The organism is Polynucleobacter sp. MWH-UH23A, from assembly GCF_040409805.1.
Classification (GTDB): Bacteria; Pseudomonadota; Gammaproteobacteria; order Burkholderiales; family Burkholderiaceae; genus Polynucleobacter.
Window position 1 is genome coordinate 1,442,793 of record NZ_CP099572.1, and the last position, 17,307, is coordinate 1,460,099.

The 17,307-nt window shown below is 45.7% G+C and carries 17 protein-coding genes; 6 read left to right on the top strand and 11 right to left on the bottom strand.

Going from position 1 to position 17,307, the window contains the following annotated elements; genetic code table 11:
- Nucleotides 1–22 precede the first annotated feature (22 nt).
- Nucleotides 23–2,299 (top strand): heavy metal translocating P-type ATPase, encoded by a 2,277-nt coding sequence (locus NHB35_RS07560; RefSeq protein ID WP_353431772.1) that lies wholly within the window; start codon nt 23–25, stop codon nt 2,297–2,299.
- 17 nt (nt 2,300–2,316) lie between these two features.
- Here NHB35_RS07560 and NHB35_RS07565 read toward each other — a convergent pair whose 3' ends face one another.
- Nucleotides 2,317–3,114, bottom strand: a complete 798-nt coding sequence (locus NHB35_RS07565) for a DUF3047 domain-containing protein (protein ID WP_353431773.1) — start codon at nt 3,112–3,114, stop codon at nt 2,317–2,319.
- A gap of 47 nt (nt 3,115–3,161) precedes the next feature.
- On the opposite strand from NHB35_RS07565, the gene NHB35_RS07570 reads away from it, so the two are divergent.
- The 5 genes from NHB35_RS07570 to rlmJ are packed head-to-tail and all read left to right on the top strand — an operon-like array spanning nt 3,162 to nt 8,703.
- The gene (locus tag NHB35_RS07570; protein ID WP_353431774.1) at nt 3,162–4,658 is read left to right on the top strand and encodes a glycosyltransferase family 39 protein; all 1,497 of its coding nucleotides are present in this window, start codon (nt 3,162–3,164) and stop codon (nt 4,656–4,658) included.
- 49 nt (nt 4,659–4,707) lie between these two features.
- Nucleotides 4,708–5,757, top strand: coding sequence for a lysylphosphatidylglycerol synthase transmembrane domain-containing protein (locus NHB35_RS07575; protein WP_353431775.1), 1,050 nt, complete (start codon nt 4,708–4,710; stop codon nt 5,755–5,757).
- Between the two features lie 15 nt (nt 5,758–5,772).
- Complete coding sequence (locus NHB35_RS07580) at nt 5,773–7,032, top strand: glycosyltransferase family 9 protein (RefSeq protein ID WP_353431776.1); 1,260 nt, start codon at nt 5,773–5,775, stop codon at nt 7,030–7,032.
- Between the two features lie 4 nt (nt 7,033–7,036).
- On the top strand, nt 7,037–7,828 hold the full coding sequence (locus NHB35_RS07585; RefSeq protein WP_353431777.1) for a phosphatase PAP2 family protein: 792 nt from the start codon (nt 7,037–7,039) through the stop codon (nt 7,826–7,828).
- Nucleotides 7,829–7,833: 5 nt separating this feature from the next.
- Complete coding sequence (gene rlmJ / locus NHB35_RS07590) at nt 7,834–8,703, top strand: 23S rRNA (adenine(2030)-N(6))-methyltransferase RlmJ (protein ID WP_353431778.1); 870 nt, start codon at nt 7,834–7,836, stop codon at nt 8,701–8,703.
- A 22-nt stretch (nt 8,704–8,725) separates the two neighbouring features.
- On the opposite strand, the gene NHB35_RS07595 is transcribed toward rlmJ, so the two are convergent.
- The 10 genes from NHB35_RS07595 to guaB are packed head-to-tail and all read right to left on the bottom strand — an operon-like array spanning nt 8,726 to nt 17,284.
- Nucleotides 8,726–9,349 carry a heme-binding protein gene (locus NHB35_RS07595; protein ID WP_353431779.1) on the bottom strand — a complete coding sequence of 208 codons (624 nt, stop codon included), beginning with the start codon at nt 9,347–9,349 and terminating at the stop codon, nt 8,726–8,728.
- Nucleotides 9,346–10,290 carry an LD-carboxypeptidase gene (locus tag NHB35_RS07600; protein ID WP_353431780.1) on the bottom strand — a complete coding sequence of 315 codons (945 nt, stop codon included), beginning with the start codon at nt 10,288–10,290 and terminating at the stop codon, nt 9,346–9,348. The genes NHB35_RS07595 and NHB35_RS07600 overlap by 4 nt, the downstream gene beginning before the upstream one ends.
- The gene (gene tadA / locus NHB35_RS07605; RefSeq protein ID WP_353431781.1) at nt 10,287–10,745 is read right to left on the bottom strand and encodes a tRNA adenosine(34) deaminase TadA; all 459 of its coding nucleotides are present in this window, start codon (nt 10,743–10,745) and stop codon (nt 10,287–10,289) included. The genes NHB35_RS07600 and tadA overlap by 4 nt, the downstream gene beginning before the upstream one ends.
- Nucleotides 10,746–11,210, bottom strand: a complete 465-nt coding sequence (gene queD, locus NHB35_RS07610) for a 6-carboxytetrahydropterin synthase QueD (protein ID WP_353431782.1) — start codon at nt 11,208–11,210, stop codon at nt 10,746–10,748.
- A 39-nt stretch (nt 11,211–11,249) separates the two neighbouring features.
- Nucleotides 11,250–11,903 carry a 7-carboxy-7-deazaguanine synthase gene (gene queE / locus NHB35_RS07615; protein WP_353431783.1) on the bottom strand — a complete coding sequence of 218 codons (654 nt, stop codon included), beginning with the start codon at nt 11,901–11,903 and terminating at the stop codon, nt 11,250–11,252.
- 28 nt (nt 11,904–11,931) lie between these two features.
- Nucleotides 11,932–12,660: a hypothetical protein gene (locus NHB35_RS07620; RefSeq protein ID WP_353431784.1), complete on the bottom strand. Its 729-nt coding sequence runs from the start codon at nt 12,658–12,660 to the stop codon at nt 11,932–11,934.
- Nucleotides 12,636–13,337: a hypothetical protein gene (locus tag NHB35_RS07625; RefSeq protein ID WP_353431785.1), complete on the bottom strand. Its 702-nt coding sequence runs from the start codon at nt 13,335–13,337 to the stop codon at nt 12,636–12,638. The genes NHB35_RS07620 and NHB35_RS07625 overlap by 25 nt, the downstream gene beginning before the upstream one ends.
- A gap of 26 nt (nt 13,338–13,363) precedes the next feature.
- A complete protein-coding gene (locus NHB35_RS07630; RefSeq protein WP_353431786.1) occupies nt 13,364–14,161 on the bottom strand; it encodes a ferritin-like domain-containing protein in 798 nt (265 codons plus the stop codon).
- A gap of 15 nt (nt 14,162–14,176) precedes the next feature.
- Entirely contained in the window at nt 14,177–15,784 is a 1,608-nt protein-coding gene (guaA, locus tag NHB35_RS07635) for a glutamine-hydrolyzing GMP synthase (RefSeq protein ID WP_353431787.1), read from the bottom strand.
- A 36-nt stretch (nt 15,785–15,820) separates the two neighbouring features.
- Nucleotides 15,821–17,284, bottom strand: coding sequence for an IMP dehydrogenase (gene guaB, locus NHB35_RS07640; RefSeq protein WP_353431788.1), 1,464 nt, complete (start codon nt 17,282–17,284; stop codon nt 15,821–15,823).
- Nucleotides 17,285–17,307: the final 23 nt, after the last annotated feature.

Here is a 17,307-nt window from a genome sequence, read left to right on the forward strand (position 1 = left end):
TATGGGGTAGATTATCTTCCATATGAGCCAGCAAAAAGACACAAATTCCTCGATTTTTACCCTAGATATTGATGGAATGTCCTGCGCCTCCTGCGTGGCAAGGGTTGAAAAGGCGCTCGATCGAATTCCAGGGGTAGAGGCGGCCAGCGTTAACCTCGCCACAGAACAAGCAAAAGTCCGTCTCGAGCCTGGCTCCACCACCTCAGCCGAAGAAATCATCAGTTTGGTGCAAAAAACAGGCTATGGTGCAAAGATCAGTTCGCCACACGGCAATCTTGACCATAACCCGACTCATACATTTTGGGGTTCAGATGGCTTGGGTAGAGTGTTGTTAAGTTTCGCGCTATCTGCACCCCTCTTCTTGCCTATGTTTTTGATGCCATTTGATATCCACTGGGCGCTTGCTCCGAAATGGCAAATCTTATTAGCAACTCCCGTGCAATTTATTTTGGGTTGGCGTTTCTATAAAGCTGGCCTTAAATCTGTATTAGCTGGCGCAGGAAATATGGATTTATTGGTTGCACTCGGAACCAGTGCTGCATATGGTTTGAGTGTTTATCAAATGTTTGCATCGCCACATGCTAACCATGAACTCTACTTTGAAGGCTCCACCGTCATCATTTGTATGGTCTTGCTTGGCAAATGGTTAGAAGCGAGAGCAAAGCGGCAGACTAGCGAAGCGATTCGCGCCCTTCAAAAACTGTGGCCTGAGAATGCAAAAGTAATCAACTCAAATCTTGAAATTAAAGAGGGGCTTGCTCTCGATCAATATCGAGAATTAGCACTCGATCAAGTTTTTCCGGGTGATCACGTTTTAGTATTGCCTGGTGAGCGGATTCCGGTAGACGGCTTGATTCTATTGGGCAATAGCCACATTGATGAGTCGCTCTTAACCGGCGAAAGCGACCCCGTTAAGAAATCACTCGGAGCTAAAGTGATTGGTGGATCACTAAATGGTGAAGGCGTTTTGATTATTAATGCTAAAGCAGTTGGTGTGGAAAGCGTTTTATCAAAAATCATCACCTTAGTGGAAGATGCACAAACACAAAAAGCGCCTATCCAGAAATTGGTAGATCGAGTTAGCGCTATTTTTGTCCCAAGCGTTGTCATCATTGCCTTGCTAACCGGTTTAATAAATTGGATTTATCTAGACTCGGTTTCTATTGCGATATTACGATCTGTATCTGTTCTCGTGATTGCCTGTCCTTGTGCGCTTGGTTTGGCCACTCCAGCAGCAATCATGGCAGGAACGGGAGTTGCTGCACGCTTTGGTATTCTCATCAAAGACCCCCAGGTATTAGAGTTAGCACATCGCTTAAATATTGTTGCCTTTGATAAAACAGGCACTCTTACTATTGGTAGACCACAAGTGCTAGAGTTCGTTGATCTCACTAGCGCCAAAGACAAGAACTCACTTCTCGCAACTGCCGCTGGCTTGCAAATGGGCAGCGAGCATCCGTTAGCAAAAGCACTGATAGCCGCCGCCAAACTCACTGGCACCAATCCCATCCCCCCTTCTCAGAGCGAGGCTTTACCTGGGGTTGGCATCAGCGGAATACCAAGCACAGGACCATGGGCCAATCAAAAGCTCTCGCTTCAGAGCATTGCCTCACTAGAACAGCATCCGCTCTATTCAGAAATTTTGTCCAAAGCACAACACTGCTTTAATCAGGGGCAAACTGTATCTGTATTAATGAATGCAGAATCCCCATCGTTACCTCTTGCCGTCATCAGTTTTGGAGATGAACTTAAGAGTTCAGCAAAAGATGCAATTTCTGCTTTGCATCAGTTACACATTCGCACCGTGATGCTCTCTGGCGATAATTTTGCAGCTGTAAAACGAGTTGGAGACTCAATCGGTGTTGATGAAGTCTTTGGACAAATATTGCCTGGCAATAAGGCGGAAATTATTCATCAACTGCAATTCTCAGGAAAGGACCAATCCAGACAATTTGTCGCCATGGTTGGCGACGGCGTTAACGATGCGCCCGCCTTGGCAACAGCAGACGTAGGTATGGCTATGTCAACAGGCACGGATGTAGCAATGCAGGCAGCAGGTATCACACTTATGCGAGGCGACCCCAGCTTAGTTGCTGATGCAATTGATATCTCCAAAAGAACTTGGAAGAAAATTCAGCAAAATCTTTTTTGGGCTTTTGCGTTTAATGCCACAGGCATTCCTCTGGCGGCACTTGGTTATTTATCACCGATGCTCGCTGGTAGCGCAATGGCGCTTTCTAGTTTCTGCGTGCTAAGTAATGCACTTTTACTGAAACGCTGGCGACCTTTACGTCACTAGGTAGACTTTACCCAGCATTATTTAGCAGACTTACGAACCAGCTCGATATCACCATAGAAAGCACGAGTTTCGGATTTGGTGTTATCTGTATCAGTTAGTAAAGCAATACCAATCACATCACCCGGAGGTTCACCATAGGCAAGCTTGTAGTCGGCAGACAAATCACGCTGATGCTTGTGCCACTGACCTAAATTATCCCAACCTGAATCCACAACAATCATTTTGACGCGCGAAGTATGGGCGTTGGTAATGATGGAATCAACAGGCGATTTTCCAGACCAGATATACATCAGAGTGGCATAAGGCATTTCTTGACCACTAATTAAATTCGCCATCTCAAAATTCATTTTTTCTTTTAAAGAAAGTTTGGATTTATTGCCATCAAACGCAACTAAGATTCTTAAGGGTGCATCATCGCGATAGCCCTCACTATTGTCAGCCTCAGGGATGGCACTCAGAGCCTTCCACTCCCACTGTAACCATAAGTTATTAGCTTTTTTTGGCTTTAACTTTACCGCTAATCCTGATGCAGCCGTTTTTGAGTTTGCGCTTAAGACTGTTTTACCTTGGTAATTTTCTAGGCGATAGACGGTATTCTTTTTATAAGGGGCAATGCGATAAAAACTCCAGCCCTGCGGCACACCTTCGCGTGCTGCCTCTGCAGAGAACTTTGGTAAGTCCTCCTGAGCAGGAATCTGATCAACATGAAATGCTTGCCCAGACCCATCCTGAACTGAACTACCGCCAAATCCAATGCAACCCGATAGCGCAGCAGCCATGAGGAATGTGGAAATGGATAAAGCAATTTTGTACATATCAGAATTGTCCCAAAGTTTTACTCAAGTGAGACTAAAATCGTCATATGCGCCAATACTCACCATCAAGCTGGGCTGCAATTAGCATTTGCATTGCGGCATTGGTGCACTTTGTCCTAGGTTTTGCAATTGAGTTTTCGGTCGACGAGGCCCACTACGCCTTGTACGCACAGCATCTTGCTTGGAGCTACTTTGATCATCCACCGCTAGTCGGCTGGATTCAGTGGCCACTGGTTGCCATTACCTCTTCCGAGGGAATCATTCGCCTCATCCCAGAATTTCTATGGATACTTTCCTGTTATCTGGTTTATCAAGCCACTTTAGAAATACATCATTTAATTCAAGGCAGAAATGCAGGTTACTTAACTAGCACCCTTCCCTCTCAAAATACCTGCGGACTCATGGCTGTGCTCGCCATAATTGCCGCACCGATACCCCACATACTTTCAATCGGCCTATTGCCAGATACTTTGCTTGCACCCCTGAGTCTTGGTTTGATGATGATGGCGCTTCGCTGGCTCAACAAAGATCGCTTTAGTACCCGCGATTGGATTTTTACCGGCATCTTATTGGGTCTATCAGGCCTTAGTAAATACACTGCTGCTTTTAGCGCTTTTGCGTTCTTGCTCGTATTCTTGAGCAACACCAAAAAAGCTTGGATTAATACAGCAGGATTTTGGCTGGCCTTCATCATCGCATTGCTCTGCATCAGTCCTGTCCTGTATTGGAATTGGATTAACGATTGGATTTCATTTAAGTATCAAATTGCTCACGGTGCAGGCAGCACATGGCTATGGCGAAGATTGATGGCTTATGTAGGTATTCAGGTCTTGGTCTATGGACCACTGCTAGTGCTTGGTACTTATTTATTCATTAAATATTGCATTCATGGTGTCAAACTTTCTATCTGGGCTTTACTAGGATTCTTCGCAATCCCATTTGTAATCTTTGCAACACTTGCTGGTGGAGGTGGGCTACCGCACTGGACATCTCCCGCATGGTTTTGTCTCGCTCCATTTGCGGGTATTGGCTTAGCAAAAGCCTGGTCCACTCAACATCGTCGCCTCATTCAAATTCTCTTTGTTTTTCAATTGACACTTTGCGCTATTGGATTTGCTTACGTACTCTCAGGCGGGATTAATTTAGCAATGATTAAATCCAATCCGATTGCCGATCTCTATGGTTGGAAATTGGCAGGCCAAAAGGCAGCAGAACTAAGTAGAGCAAGTAAAGCCAGTGGTATAGCTGTGCAAAATTGGACCTTAGGTAGCCGGGCCGCTTGGTATGCCAAACCGACCCCAGTATTTGTATTGGATCAACGACAAGACCAGTTTGACCTCTGGTTTGGTAAGTTACCTCAAGGGGCAAATATTCTTCTGATCAACTGGTCTGGCATGCCCTTTCCAGCTCCGGTGGGCAACAAGGACTCTTTTGAACGTTGTGAGCCCTTAGACAGCCTAGAAATTAGACGTTTTGGTCAAATTTTGTCCAAATTTGACTTTAGCCTGTGTAGCAATTGGCAGGGATCTGAATTAGCAAGGTAAATCACCAAAATTCAAGACCTTAGGTGCCCAAAGCATTATCCTTACGCCTATGCGTTCACAAGTCACATCCACCCCAAATCCAAAAGATGCTGCTGGGTGGAAATCCATTCTGAAACGCGCATGGCCAACGATTCGGATCGTCCTATCAGTCGCCTTGCTTTGGAAAGCAACCAGCGGCATTGATTGGCACACCCTTCTTGACTCAGAGATCAAGATGCAGCCAATCTGGCTCGTTGCCGCAGCAATTGCAATTTGCTGTGCATTTATTTGTGGTGGCTTGCGCTGGGGTTTTCTGATGCGCAGCGTGGGATTTCAAGGAAGTCTATTCAAGTATGTCGCGCTATATTTTGCAGGCGGCTTAATTAATCAAGGCCTACCAAGCACCCTTGGTGGGGATAGCTATCGTGCAATTACTGCTACACACCTTAACAGCGCTGGCAATCTTAGTGCAACAAACGAGTTAGACCAAGAGTTACATCATTCCGTCGATTTGGAGCATGCAACACCAAAACTGCGTTTAAGCTTTGCCATGGTACTTGTTGATCGTCTTTTGGGCTTAGCCGGAAATAATTTGCTTGGAGGACTTGGACTTATTTTGGGTGGCGCAACTCTTGCCGCTTGGGGACAAGAACTGGGTTATGCCGTTGTCGCTGTCATGGTGTTGGCCGGGTTAGGAATCGCATTAGTTCTGGCCTGGAAACCCACTACCGAGCTATTAGAGAAGTTACTGGCTCGCTTGAATATGGGTAATGCAATACCTGGTATCCGTCTCGCTTTCTCATGGCCCATGAACATTGCTCAGGCAATTTTTGCAATTGCAACCCATGGATTTATTATTCTGGCTTTTGGTTTTTGCTTAAGGGCTTATGGCGCAGAAGCACCAATCTCAAGCTTAATGATCGGGCTACCTGCATTAAGCCTTTTATTAATGCTGCCAATTAGCATTTCAGGTTGGGGACTACGTGAGGCGACTCTATCTTCTGTCTTGTCACTATGGGGAGTCAGCCCATCACTAACGGTGCTCGCCTCAATTAGTTACGGCGCACTCACTGTGATATCTGTTTTACCAGGCGCATATTTTTTACTAAAACGAAAATAATCTCAGAGCAAAACTATGGCTATTAGCGTCAACACTATGCGGGTAATTGATCATTGGGTTGGCGTACCCCTTTGCGCAATTGTTAGCCCCCTTGTGGCATTGATGGATCGCATCAAAAATATCTTTAGCCGTGGGCCTGAGACCCCAAAAAAACTACTCTTTATTGAGCTCTCCGAAATGGGTAGCGCAATTTTGGTAGACCCCGCAATGCGAAATGCACAAGCACGTGGCGCAGAGATTTTCTTCTTGATTTTTAAAAGTAATCGCGCAAGCCTTACCCTGCTAAATACAGTGAAACCAGAAAATATCTTCACCATTGACTCTTCCAACTTGGGTGGGCTCATTAAAGATACATTGCGTTTTTTGGTTTTGGCTCGCTATCACCGTATTGATACAGTGATTGACCTTGAGCTCTTCTCACGCTTCACTGCTCTTCTAACGGGTCTATGCGGCGCTCGCAAGCGAGTTGGTTACCACATCTTTCATGGTGAAGGCTTATGGCGTGGCTTCATGCTGACCCGCAAAGTTCATTACAACCCGCACATTCACATTACCAAAAATTTCCTTTCTCTAATTCATGCAGCGTTTGCCAAAGAGATTGAAGTGCCATTTAGCAAAGTTCATATCTCTGATGAGGAAGTAAAGCTTGAGCAAGCGGTCATTAATCCCGATGTTTTGAAAAAAGTACTTTCTCGAATTGAAAAAAAGGCTGCTGAAGCCGGCATTCCATTTACCTATGGAAAAAATCGGATTATCTTGATCAACCCAAATGCGAGCGATCTCCTGCCTCAACGTCGCTGGTCTCAACAGCGCTTCTCCGAATTGATTCAAGCAGTTAACCAACGCTATCCTGATGATCTAATCTTGATCACAGGTTCACCAGCTGAGTTTGTATACGTTGATAAAGTGCGCTTCGTTGCTAATGTTAAGAACGCTCTGAATTTTGCTGGCCAAGTGAGCTTCTCTGAACTACCTCCGCTCTATACACTCTCAGATGTAATGGTCACCAATGACTCTGGTCCAGGACACTTTTCTGCGGTAACGCCACTCAGAACAGTGGTGCTGTTTGGCCCTGAAACTCCTGCTCTTTATGGCTCAATAGGCAACTCTATTGCGATTACCGCAAACCTTGCTTGCTCTCCATGCGTGAGCGCAGCGAACCACCGCAAGACACCTTGTCATGACAATGTATGCATGCAAGCAATTAGCGTTGCACAAGTATTGGAAAAAGTGAATATTCAACTACAAGAAGCAGATAAGGCTAAAGGCCGCTAGCCAAATGAGCAAGAAAGCGATCTCTACGCTAGCTTGGATTATCCCGCTTGCCCCATTAAGTCTTGCTGCAGCAATTTATTTTGGCGAACTCCAAAGCACCAGCTTTTTATTAATTAATCGCTTTACCCAACTCTTACCAGACACTATGTGGGCTTGGCTCACTTTCTTGGGTAATGGCTGGGGAATATTCTCACTTTCATTTCCACTACTTTTGTTATCACCACGGTTATTTAGCGCTGGAATTTTAGGTGGCGGCATCTCAGCAATGGCGAGCACTATCCTCAAAAACATTTTTGATTTACCGAGACCAGGGGGGCTTTTAGAGGAGGGAAGCTTTCATCGTATTGGCGAACTTCTCCAGTACAAGGCTTTCCCATCTGGTCATACGCTTACCGCTTTCGCAATTGCAAGTGCCCTATATTTTTCTTGCGCCAAAACTAAACGCCCTCACCTACTGATTCTATTCGTAGTTGCAAGCCTTGTCGGCTTATCTCGTAATGCCGTTGGGGCGCACTGGTTAACCGATGTCTTGGCGGGCGCAGGAGTTGGTATGTGGTGCGGCATGCTTGGCGCCCAACTTGCGACTTATATCCCTGACTCACAGCTCAAACCCCAATCAATCTGGAGTCGCTTTATTGCGATTGGGGGTCTCGTTTCGATTTATGCTCATTACACCCAAGTAATGGACCTCGAGTTAAATCTTCCACTGCAATACGCTTCTATTGCGATTGTTGTCATTACCCTGATATTTTTTATTAAGGCCCAGACAGGCAAGACTCAAGAGAAAGCGAAATAATTGCCATGTTTAGCTATCGACACGCTTTCCATGCGGGCAGTCATGCTGACATTCTCAAGCACATTACCCTCATTCAGCTAGTTCAGTATTTACAAGAAAAGCCTGGCGCATTAACTATCGTTGACACCCATGCTGGCGCTGGAATTTATAGTCTTGAAGATGGCTTTGCGGCTGTTAGCAAAGAAGCTGAAGGTGGGATATTTCGCCTACAAGACTTCGTTAAGTCCGGGAACCCAATTCCTGAGAACATTCAACAATATCTAGACTGTATTCAAGCTGAAAATCCAGATACAGGACTCAAGCTCTACCCAGGGTCACCATTCATACTTGCGCGCTTCTTGCGTCCGCAAGACCGTCTCAAGCTATTTGAACTGCACCCCAAAGAAATTGATATTCTTCGTCAGAATATTGCGCAGCTGAAGCAAGTCAAACAAATAGACATTTATGCCGAAGATAGTTTTAGCAGGCTAAAGGGTCTACTCCCGCCCCCAAGTAGGCGCGGTCTTGTGCTCATTGATCCTTCGTACGAAGATAAACAAGATTACCGCCATCTTGAAATCGCAATTGAAGAGGCCTTGCGCCGCTTTGCAACGGGTTGTTACGCAATCTGGTACCCAGTTATCTCTAGAAGAGAATCCGCAGAACTTCCTGATCGCATGAAACGAATTGCAAATGCTAATAAACGATCTTGGCTACATGCAGAGTTAAGGGTAGAAAATGCCCCGGGAGAGCGTCGTTTGCAAGCTAGCGGCATGTTTATTATTAACCCACCTTGGACGCTAGAGAAACATCTAGCTGAAGCAATGCCGGTGTTAGTTAAAGCGCTTGGCCTGGATGGTGGTGCAAAACTAACATTGAAGAGTTTCGAGGCTTAAATAATTATTAGTATCTTAATGACTAATGCACATTCAGCAAAATTTCATTACGACGTAGAAACGGTAGAGTCCAGGGCGGATCATATCGAGCAAATTTAGGATCTCCAATCGCTCGAAGATTGTTGTCTCTTATCCACTGCTCCAGCTCAAGAGTTTTTTCTGCCACCTTCTGACTATTATAGAAACCAGTAAATCGAATGACAGCCTTTTTTTCGGCTGGTACAGCCCTGAGTCGAACCCTGGAATCAAGAGGTCTCGGCAAGGTTGCTAAAGTGTGTTCGGCTGGCATCACAAAAGAAACTGTCCATCGCTCTGCACTACTCTCAACAATGACTGGGGCAGTCATGGCTATCTTGACACCTTTGGATAATCGCTCCTCAATTGTCACTGATGCGCTAATGCCCATACTTTCATTTACCTGATTTTTACCGAAAATATAAGCTGCAATTAATTGAAATCCTTGTCGGGAAGCTTCATCTAAATCGCCATCTACCTGTACCTCTGCCACAATCATTGGATCATAAGCCCTCAATTCAAATGGAGGGGCATTTTCAATCACGGAGTATCTGGGCTCCTCAATCGCCATTGCAGTTCCACTAAAAATAAGCGCCAATAAAAAAATAATCCTAAACAAGGAATCGCTCACCAATGTGCCTCAATATCAAACCCATGAGAACTGTACGCTAGGGTCGCCTTTGCTCCAACAGGTAAAGTCAGCTTTTCAGTCTGATGACCAAATGGTAAATCTGTCAAAATCGGGATTTGTTTTGGCAAACGACCACGAATGGTTTCAATGGCGCGTTCCAAGTTATAGCCCTTATCGTTATCGAATAAACGATAGGAAGAAAATCCGCCCAATAATATGGCAGACTGGTTTTGAAGAACGCCAGCATCAAGCAATTGCATCAACATTCTTTCCAATCGGTAGGGATGCTCGTTTACATCCTCCAAAAATAAAATACCGCCCTTTGTTTGTTCTGATGATGGCAGATAAGGCGTTCCAACAAGACTAGCTATCACTGTCAAGTTACCACCCCAAAGCAATCCCGAGATCGATCCTGCAGTTAACTCGCCCAAATAAGACTGTGGCGCCTGAATTTGACAAGCTAATTTGCGTTCTTGTGCGGCTGATACGAAATGCTTCCACATAAATGGATTTGGGGGGAGATTCTTACCGCTCTCATCAAAGCGCCCAAAGTCGTAATTAAGCATAGGCCCAGACAAAGTGACTGCGCCAGTCTTTGCCAGCAATCCAAGTTCAAAAACTGTGAAATCGCTATGTCCACAAATTTGCAATCCACTTTTTACAGCATTCGCAATGGCATTCCAATTAATTTCAGGCAATAAGCGATGAATGCCATAACCACCTCGCATCGCCATCACCAGATTTTTTGGGTCAACTTTTGCTAAACCATTTAGCTCATTTAAACGCTCAGCATCGCTACCAGCAAAACGTTCTTGAACTCGATGCACACACTGAGCATTGATAATCTCAATACCTTGGCCTTGAAGGTAGGCAATGCCTGCTTCAGGACTTTTGGGGTCGATATTGGCGCCCGAGGGAGCAATTAAATAAATAGACTTCACCGACGCTCCTTAAAGAAGCTACGTAGCAATTGACCGCACTCTTCACCCATAACCCCACCCTCGACAGTCGTTTGATGATTAATCTGCTTCGATGAGAATACATCTAAAACACTTCCGGCGGCACCCGTTTTTGGATCAGGCGCTCCATAGACAACACGCTCTACCCGCGCATGAAGCATTGCTCCAGCACACATAGTGCAAGGCTCCAAAGTGACATACAGAGTACTGCCAGGTAGACGATAGTTTTCTTCAGCCTTGGCGGCAGCTCTAAGCGCCAACATTTCTGCATGAGCGCTCGGATCATGATGTGTAATAGGTCGATTAAATGCCTTTGAAATTACCTTACCGTTTCGCACTAAAACCGCACCCACGGGAACCTCTCCCTCTAGAGCAGCTAACTGCGCTTGCTCGATAGCTTGCTGCATAAATTGATGGTCAAGTTCGGCTTGGGTCATTTATTGATGATGCACATCTGCCCAACAATTAGGAGTTTCATAAAGACGGACTGCAGAGAGTTCGAGTCGGCCACCAAAGGCTTTATTAAATACTGGCTGCAAAATTGCGAAAGCGGTATTTGCCAAGTTTTCCACTGTAGGTACATGATCCATGATCACGGTTTTGTGATTTGGAAGACTCGCCAAGAATGCTACTAATTTTTCATCTTCTTTTGCGACCAAAAATGCATGATCCCAAGGCTCAACCACATATTGATTTGTGAGACGTTTGATATCCCCAAAATCTAACACCATTCCATCGTCTGCCTTACCGGGGTGATCCGCCACCTCACCACTGAGCGTTACCTCAATTGCATAACGATGACCATGCAGATGTCTGCACTGACCATCATGATTGGGAATACGATGTCCCGAATCAAATTCAAGGCGACGCGTAATAGAAATATTGGATTGTTTTTTAGTCATTCAGATTTATTAAAAGCTTGGCCGTGGTTAACGCCCTATTTATCGGATTCCAATCAGTTTATGCGATTGAATGCTTAATCTCCATAATGGACGCTTTTGGCACAAAGCAACGGCCAATTCGGTATTACTTTTTACATTTGGTCCATCCATAGGCTGCAAGAAACGGTTACGGTAATCCATCTTTTCAAATCGAGACATTAACTTTTCCAGGGCATCATGGCCAACTTGTGGCACCACCAATTTCAATTCGTTAGCTTGAAGCACAATCAGATCGGCTCCAGCCTTTGGACTGACGCAAACCCAATCCACACCCTTAGGAACTTTAATGGTGCCATTCGTTTCAATGGCCACCTCAAAACCTTTTTGATGAAGTGCAGAGATGAGATCTTCATCCAGCTGCAGTAATGGTTCACCACCAGTAAATACAACATATCGTTGCTGAGGGCCCGCCGAGGTACTTTTCCAAGATTCCTCAATAGCACCGGCAAGATCTTGTGCGGAATTGAATTTACCGCCACCAATGCCATCACTACCCACAAAATCAGTATCGCAAAATTGGCAAACTGCACTAGCGCGATCCTCTTCGCGACCGCTCCACAAATTACATCCAGCGAAGCGGCAAAAAACTGCGGCGCGACCGGCATGCGCGCCTTCGCCTTGGAGCGTAGGGAAAAGTTCTTTTACTGTGTACATAGCAATACGCTCATTTTAAGCGTAATGCCTACTTCCAGGAGACTAACTCCCACTGCCAATAGTCTTCCCAGTATGCATTTGACCAAAAGACTCCTGGCGTAATGTAGCGCCCAGATCCCCTGCGAACAACCCAACGGCCGATTTCTGGGGAAAACCAAACATCCTCCTCACGGATGTTCATCACCCTAAATAGATCATTGCTCTCAAAATACGGGATTTCATTATGGTAATGAAGGGTAGCGAAACGACCGGCCGGTGACGAGACCTCTTCCCAACCTAATGCCATCATGCTTAAGCCCCAGTAAAAACTATTTCCTGGATTTGATAGCACTTCATAACGCGATTTATAAAATGCATTCCAACCAGATTGCATTTGTCTTGGCCACAAAGGAATTGGCTGTTGAAATTTTTGCGGAGGACTCCAATGGGGATCTTGCAAAACAAATCCCCAAGGCGACTGAATTTCATCTGGCAGTAGGCCTGCCTTGACGCCGACACGTTGAATCCGAATCACATCACCAACAGAAACCACTTTCTCAGTAACAGTGTCGACAATCTCTTGATTAAAGACATTTCGTACTTGGTATACCCACTCTTGACCAATCTTTGGAGCCCTGACTACTGGCGCAGGAATCGGTTGCGCTAGCGCCGGCCCCTCAGGAAAGGGTTGGGAAGAAATACACCCTACCAACAATATTGATAGGACGATAGATGAAAGCCTTCTCCAAGAGATCACTTGTAAGAAGTTAATTGCCACTGCAGACTATCTTCTAAATTAGGAGTTCCAAGCTGACCTTGGATCATGTATGAACCAGAAGACTCGCGCGCAACCCAACGACCAATACTGGGGGCGAACCAAACAGTTTCTCTACGAATGCAATTCACTTTATTGTCATCATTACTTTCATAGTTCACTAGGCTCTGGTAACGCAATGTTAAGAAAGTTCCAGCAGGCACAGTAATCTGTTCCCAGCCATGGGCACTCATATATTCTTGCCAGTTATAAGCAGAATCTGGATATCCAGCCAACTTATATTTGGTAATGAATTGCTTATTCCAAGTAGCACTTAATTCTTGTGGCCATAATGGAATCGCGGGGCTAAAGCTCACTACTTTTGGCCACTGCGGATCGGTTAATACCATACCCCAAGGCCCTTGAACTTCATTGGCCAATCTTCCACCACTCTCATCTGTACGCTCAATCACGATAGTTTGGCCAACACTGGAGACGCGCTCAGTAACTAAGCCCAAATTTTTGCCATCAAATACATCACGCTTTACATAGGTCCACTCTTGCCCTACTTTTGGGGGACGAACTGAAGGTATTGGATTTGGTTGAGCTACAGGTGTGCCACGCTCATATCCCAATGGCACACCACATGCCACCGGCGCCAAAGCTGCTGAAGTGATGAATACGCGACGAGATAAATTCATATTTCCTCCAAAGGTCTGTAAACCAACTATACCCCAAGCAAACTTAACTCTTCAACCGTAAAGCCTGCCTGCTTGCGTGCATCAAGATTAAACGGCCCCCTCAATTTTGGAGCGCGGTATTGCCTTGCTAAGTCTCGATAAGTTGAAATTGGCGATATAGCCGCCTCGCTACATAAATAATTAAACCAATAATTACCAATAGAAACGTGGCCAATCTCATCTCGAAGAATAATGTCAAGAATTTCAACGGCGCGCGTATCTTTTATTTGTCTGAATCGCTCGCGAATCATCGGTACTGCATCAAGACCTCTCGCTTCCATAGTCCTGGGTACTAAGGCCATTCTAGCGATTACCGAATCCTGAGTTCTCTCAACCATCTCCCACAGACTGTTGTGGGCTTGAAAGTCTCCATATGAATACCCAAACGATTGAATGTATTCATTTACGAGAGTGAAGTGATAAGCCTCTTCTTTGGCAACCTTTAACCAGTCTGCGTAGTACTGCTCAGGCATATCGGGGAAACGCCAGATGGCATCCAGAGCAAGATTGATAGCATTAAATTCGATATGTGCTAATGAGTGCAGCAAAGATGCTCTACCATCAATGGTATCCATCTTTCTTTTAGGAACATCTAAAGGGGGAACTAATTCTGGTTTATGTGGTCGACCAGGAAGTTGAAGATTGGCGTCATCATAAATTGCAGCAATATTGAGATTTAGATTTTGCTGTTGATGGTCATCAAATAACTGAAATGTTCGACCAACCTTGATCTTTGGGTCTGTAATTGCCAAAATTTCAAGGGCGGTTTGGCGCAACTCAGTCATCTCAAAAGCTGCTACTTATTCCCACTCGATCGTAGCAGGAGGTTTTCCACTGATATCGTAAACAACGCGATTGATGCCGCGCACTTCATTAATGATGCGATTGGAAACCTTGCCAAGCAAATCATGAGGCAAATGCGCCCAATGTGCAGTCATAAAGTCTTGGGTTTGAACTGCTCTGAGTGCCACAACGTATTCATAGGTTCTGCCATCACCCATGACGCCTACTGACTTGACCGGCAAGAATACGGCAAATGCCTGACTTGTAAGGTCATACCAGGATTTTTGACTAACTTCATCAATGGTATTACGTAGCTCTTCGATAAAAATCGCATCCGCCCTTTGCAACAAGCTTGCAAACTCCGCCTTAACTTCACCAAGGATACGAACACCAAGACCAGGACCTGGGAAAGGATGGCGATAGACCATTTCACGAGGCAAGCCCAAAGCCACGCCAAGTTCACGCACCTCATCCTTAAAGAGCTCGCGCAATGGCTCAAGCAACTTCAGATGCATATCCTCAGGCAAGCCACCAACATTGTGGTGACTCTTAATAGTATGAGCACCTTTTTTACCTTTACCAGCTGATTCAATCACGTCTGGATAAATAGTGCCCTGCGCCAACCACTTGGCGTTCTTAATCTTTCCAGACTCAGCCTGGAAAATCTCCACAAACTCTTTACCAATAATTTTTCGCTTGGCTTCTGGATCGGCTACACCTGCAAGCTTAGACATAAAAGTATCTTTTGCGTCTACCCGGATCACCTTCACACCTAGATTGCGAGCAAACATCTCCATGACCATATCGCCTTCATTTAGGCGAAGTAGACCGTGATCAACAAACACGCAAGTTAGCTGATCACCAATAGCGCGGTGAATCAATGCGGCAGCAACACTTGAGTCGACGCCACCAGATAAGCCCAAGACGACTTCTTCAGCGCCAACTTGTTTGCGAATATTTTCCACCGCTTCTGCAATGTAGTCGCCCATTACCCAATCTGGCTTACAGCCACAGATTTGATGCACAAAGCGCTCCAGAATTGCCGTGCCCTGAATGGTGTGCGTTACCTCTGGATGAAACTGGAATGCATAAAAGCGACGCTTCTCATCTGCCATGCCTGCGATTGGACAAGAATCCGTCGAGGCCATCAGAGAAAACTCAGGAGGTAGCTTAGTTACTGAGTCGCCGTGACTCATCCACACCTTCAGAATGCCATGGCCTTCACTAGTAGAAAAATCTTGTATGCCTTTGAGTAAATTGGTGTGACCGTGCGCACGCACTTCTGAGTACCCAAACTCGCGAGCCTTGCCGAGCGACTCAGCTGAAGCAACAGCGCCGCCTAACTGGGTTGCCATGGTCTGCATTCCATAACAGATACCCAAAACAGGAACGCCAAGTTCAAAAACAATTTGTGGTGCTCGTGGGCTAGCAGCCTCTGTGACCGAGCTTGGTCCACCAGAAAGGATGATCCCTTTGCCGCCTTGCTCTTGAATGAACTTGCGGATAAATTCCGGATCGCAATCATAGGGGTGTATTTCTGAATACACCCGCCCATCACGCACACGTCTTGCAATTAATTGAGTTACTTGTGAACCAAAGTCGAGAATCAGTATTTTGTCGTGCACGAAACAATCACTCTTAAAGTCAGCGTTTATTTATTTTTAATCAATATGATAGTTAGGCGCTTCCTTAGTGATCTTCACATCATGAACGTGCGACTCGCGGACGCCCGCCGATGTAATTTCCACAAAATTGGCTTTCTCATGAAGTTCGGCAATCGTCTTGCAACCCAGATAACCCATAGAAGAGCGAATACCACCTGTCAGTTGGTGCAAGATAGCAAGCACGCTGCCTTTATAGGGAACTTGCCCTTCAATACCTTCAGGAACTAGCTTCTCGGCATTCGCAACAATATCGCTCTGGAAATAACGGTCAGCAGAACCATCAGCCATTGCACCCAAAGAACCCATGCCGCGATAGCTCTTGTAAGAGCGACCTTGATACAAGAAAACCTCACCAGGAGCTTCTTCAGTACCTGCAAACATGCCGCCCATCATGACGGCACTTGCGCCAGCAGCCAATGCTTTTGCAACATCACCGGAATAACGAATACCGCCATCTGCAATCAGTGGGATACCAGTGCCTTTAAGAGCAGTAGCTACATTCACAATTGCAGTAATTTGAGGAACGCCTACACCCGCCACGATACGAGTAGTACAAATTGAGCCTGGCCCAATACCTACCTTCACGCCATCAGCGCCATGATCAGCTAAGGCTTTTGCAGCATCGCCAGTAGCGATATTGCCACCAATAACTTGCACTTGCGGATAGTTCTTCTTCACCCATTTCACACGATCGAGAACGCCTTGGCTATGGCCATGAGCCGTATCCACCACAATCACGTCAACACCGGCGCGCACCAATAATTCGATACGCTCATCATTATCTGGACCTACTCCAACCGCGGCACCCACACGTAGCTTGCCTTCGCTGTCTTTACAGGCGTTAGGATGTTCGGTCGCCTTCAGAATATCTTTAACGGTGATAAGGCCACGCAATTCAAACTTGTCATTAACGACAAGTACTCGCTCTAAGCGATGTTGACTCATCAATCGCTTTGCTTCCTCAAGTGATGCGCCCTCTTTTACTGTCACCAAGCGCTCACGTGGAGTCATCTTGCTCTTTACTGGTGCTTCTAAGTCTTCTTCAAATCGCAAATCACGATTGGTGATGATGCCAACGACCTCTTTGCCAACCAAAACCGGAAATCCAGAAAATCCATGTTCACGCGACAGTTGAATTACCTGACGCACAGTCACATCTGGACTGATGGTGATGGGATCACGTAGAACGCCGGACTCATAACGTTTTACTTTTGCCACTTCGCGAGCTTGCTCAGCAGGCTTCAAATTTTTATGAACAATACCGATGCCACCTTCACTAGCCATGGCAATCGCCAAACGACCTTCTGTTACGGTATCCATCGCAGCGGATACCAATGGCGTATTAAGTGAAATATCCCGAGTTAATTTACTAGCCAAACTGGCATCTCGAGGGAGCACCGAAGAATAAGCCGGTACGAGGAGCACATCGTCAAAAGTGAGTGCTTTTTGAATGAGTCGCATGCAAAACCCCTAGTCGCAAAAAC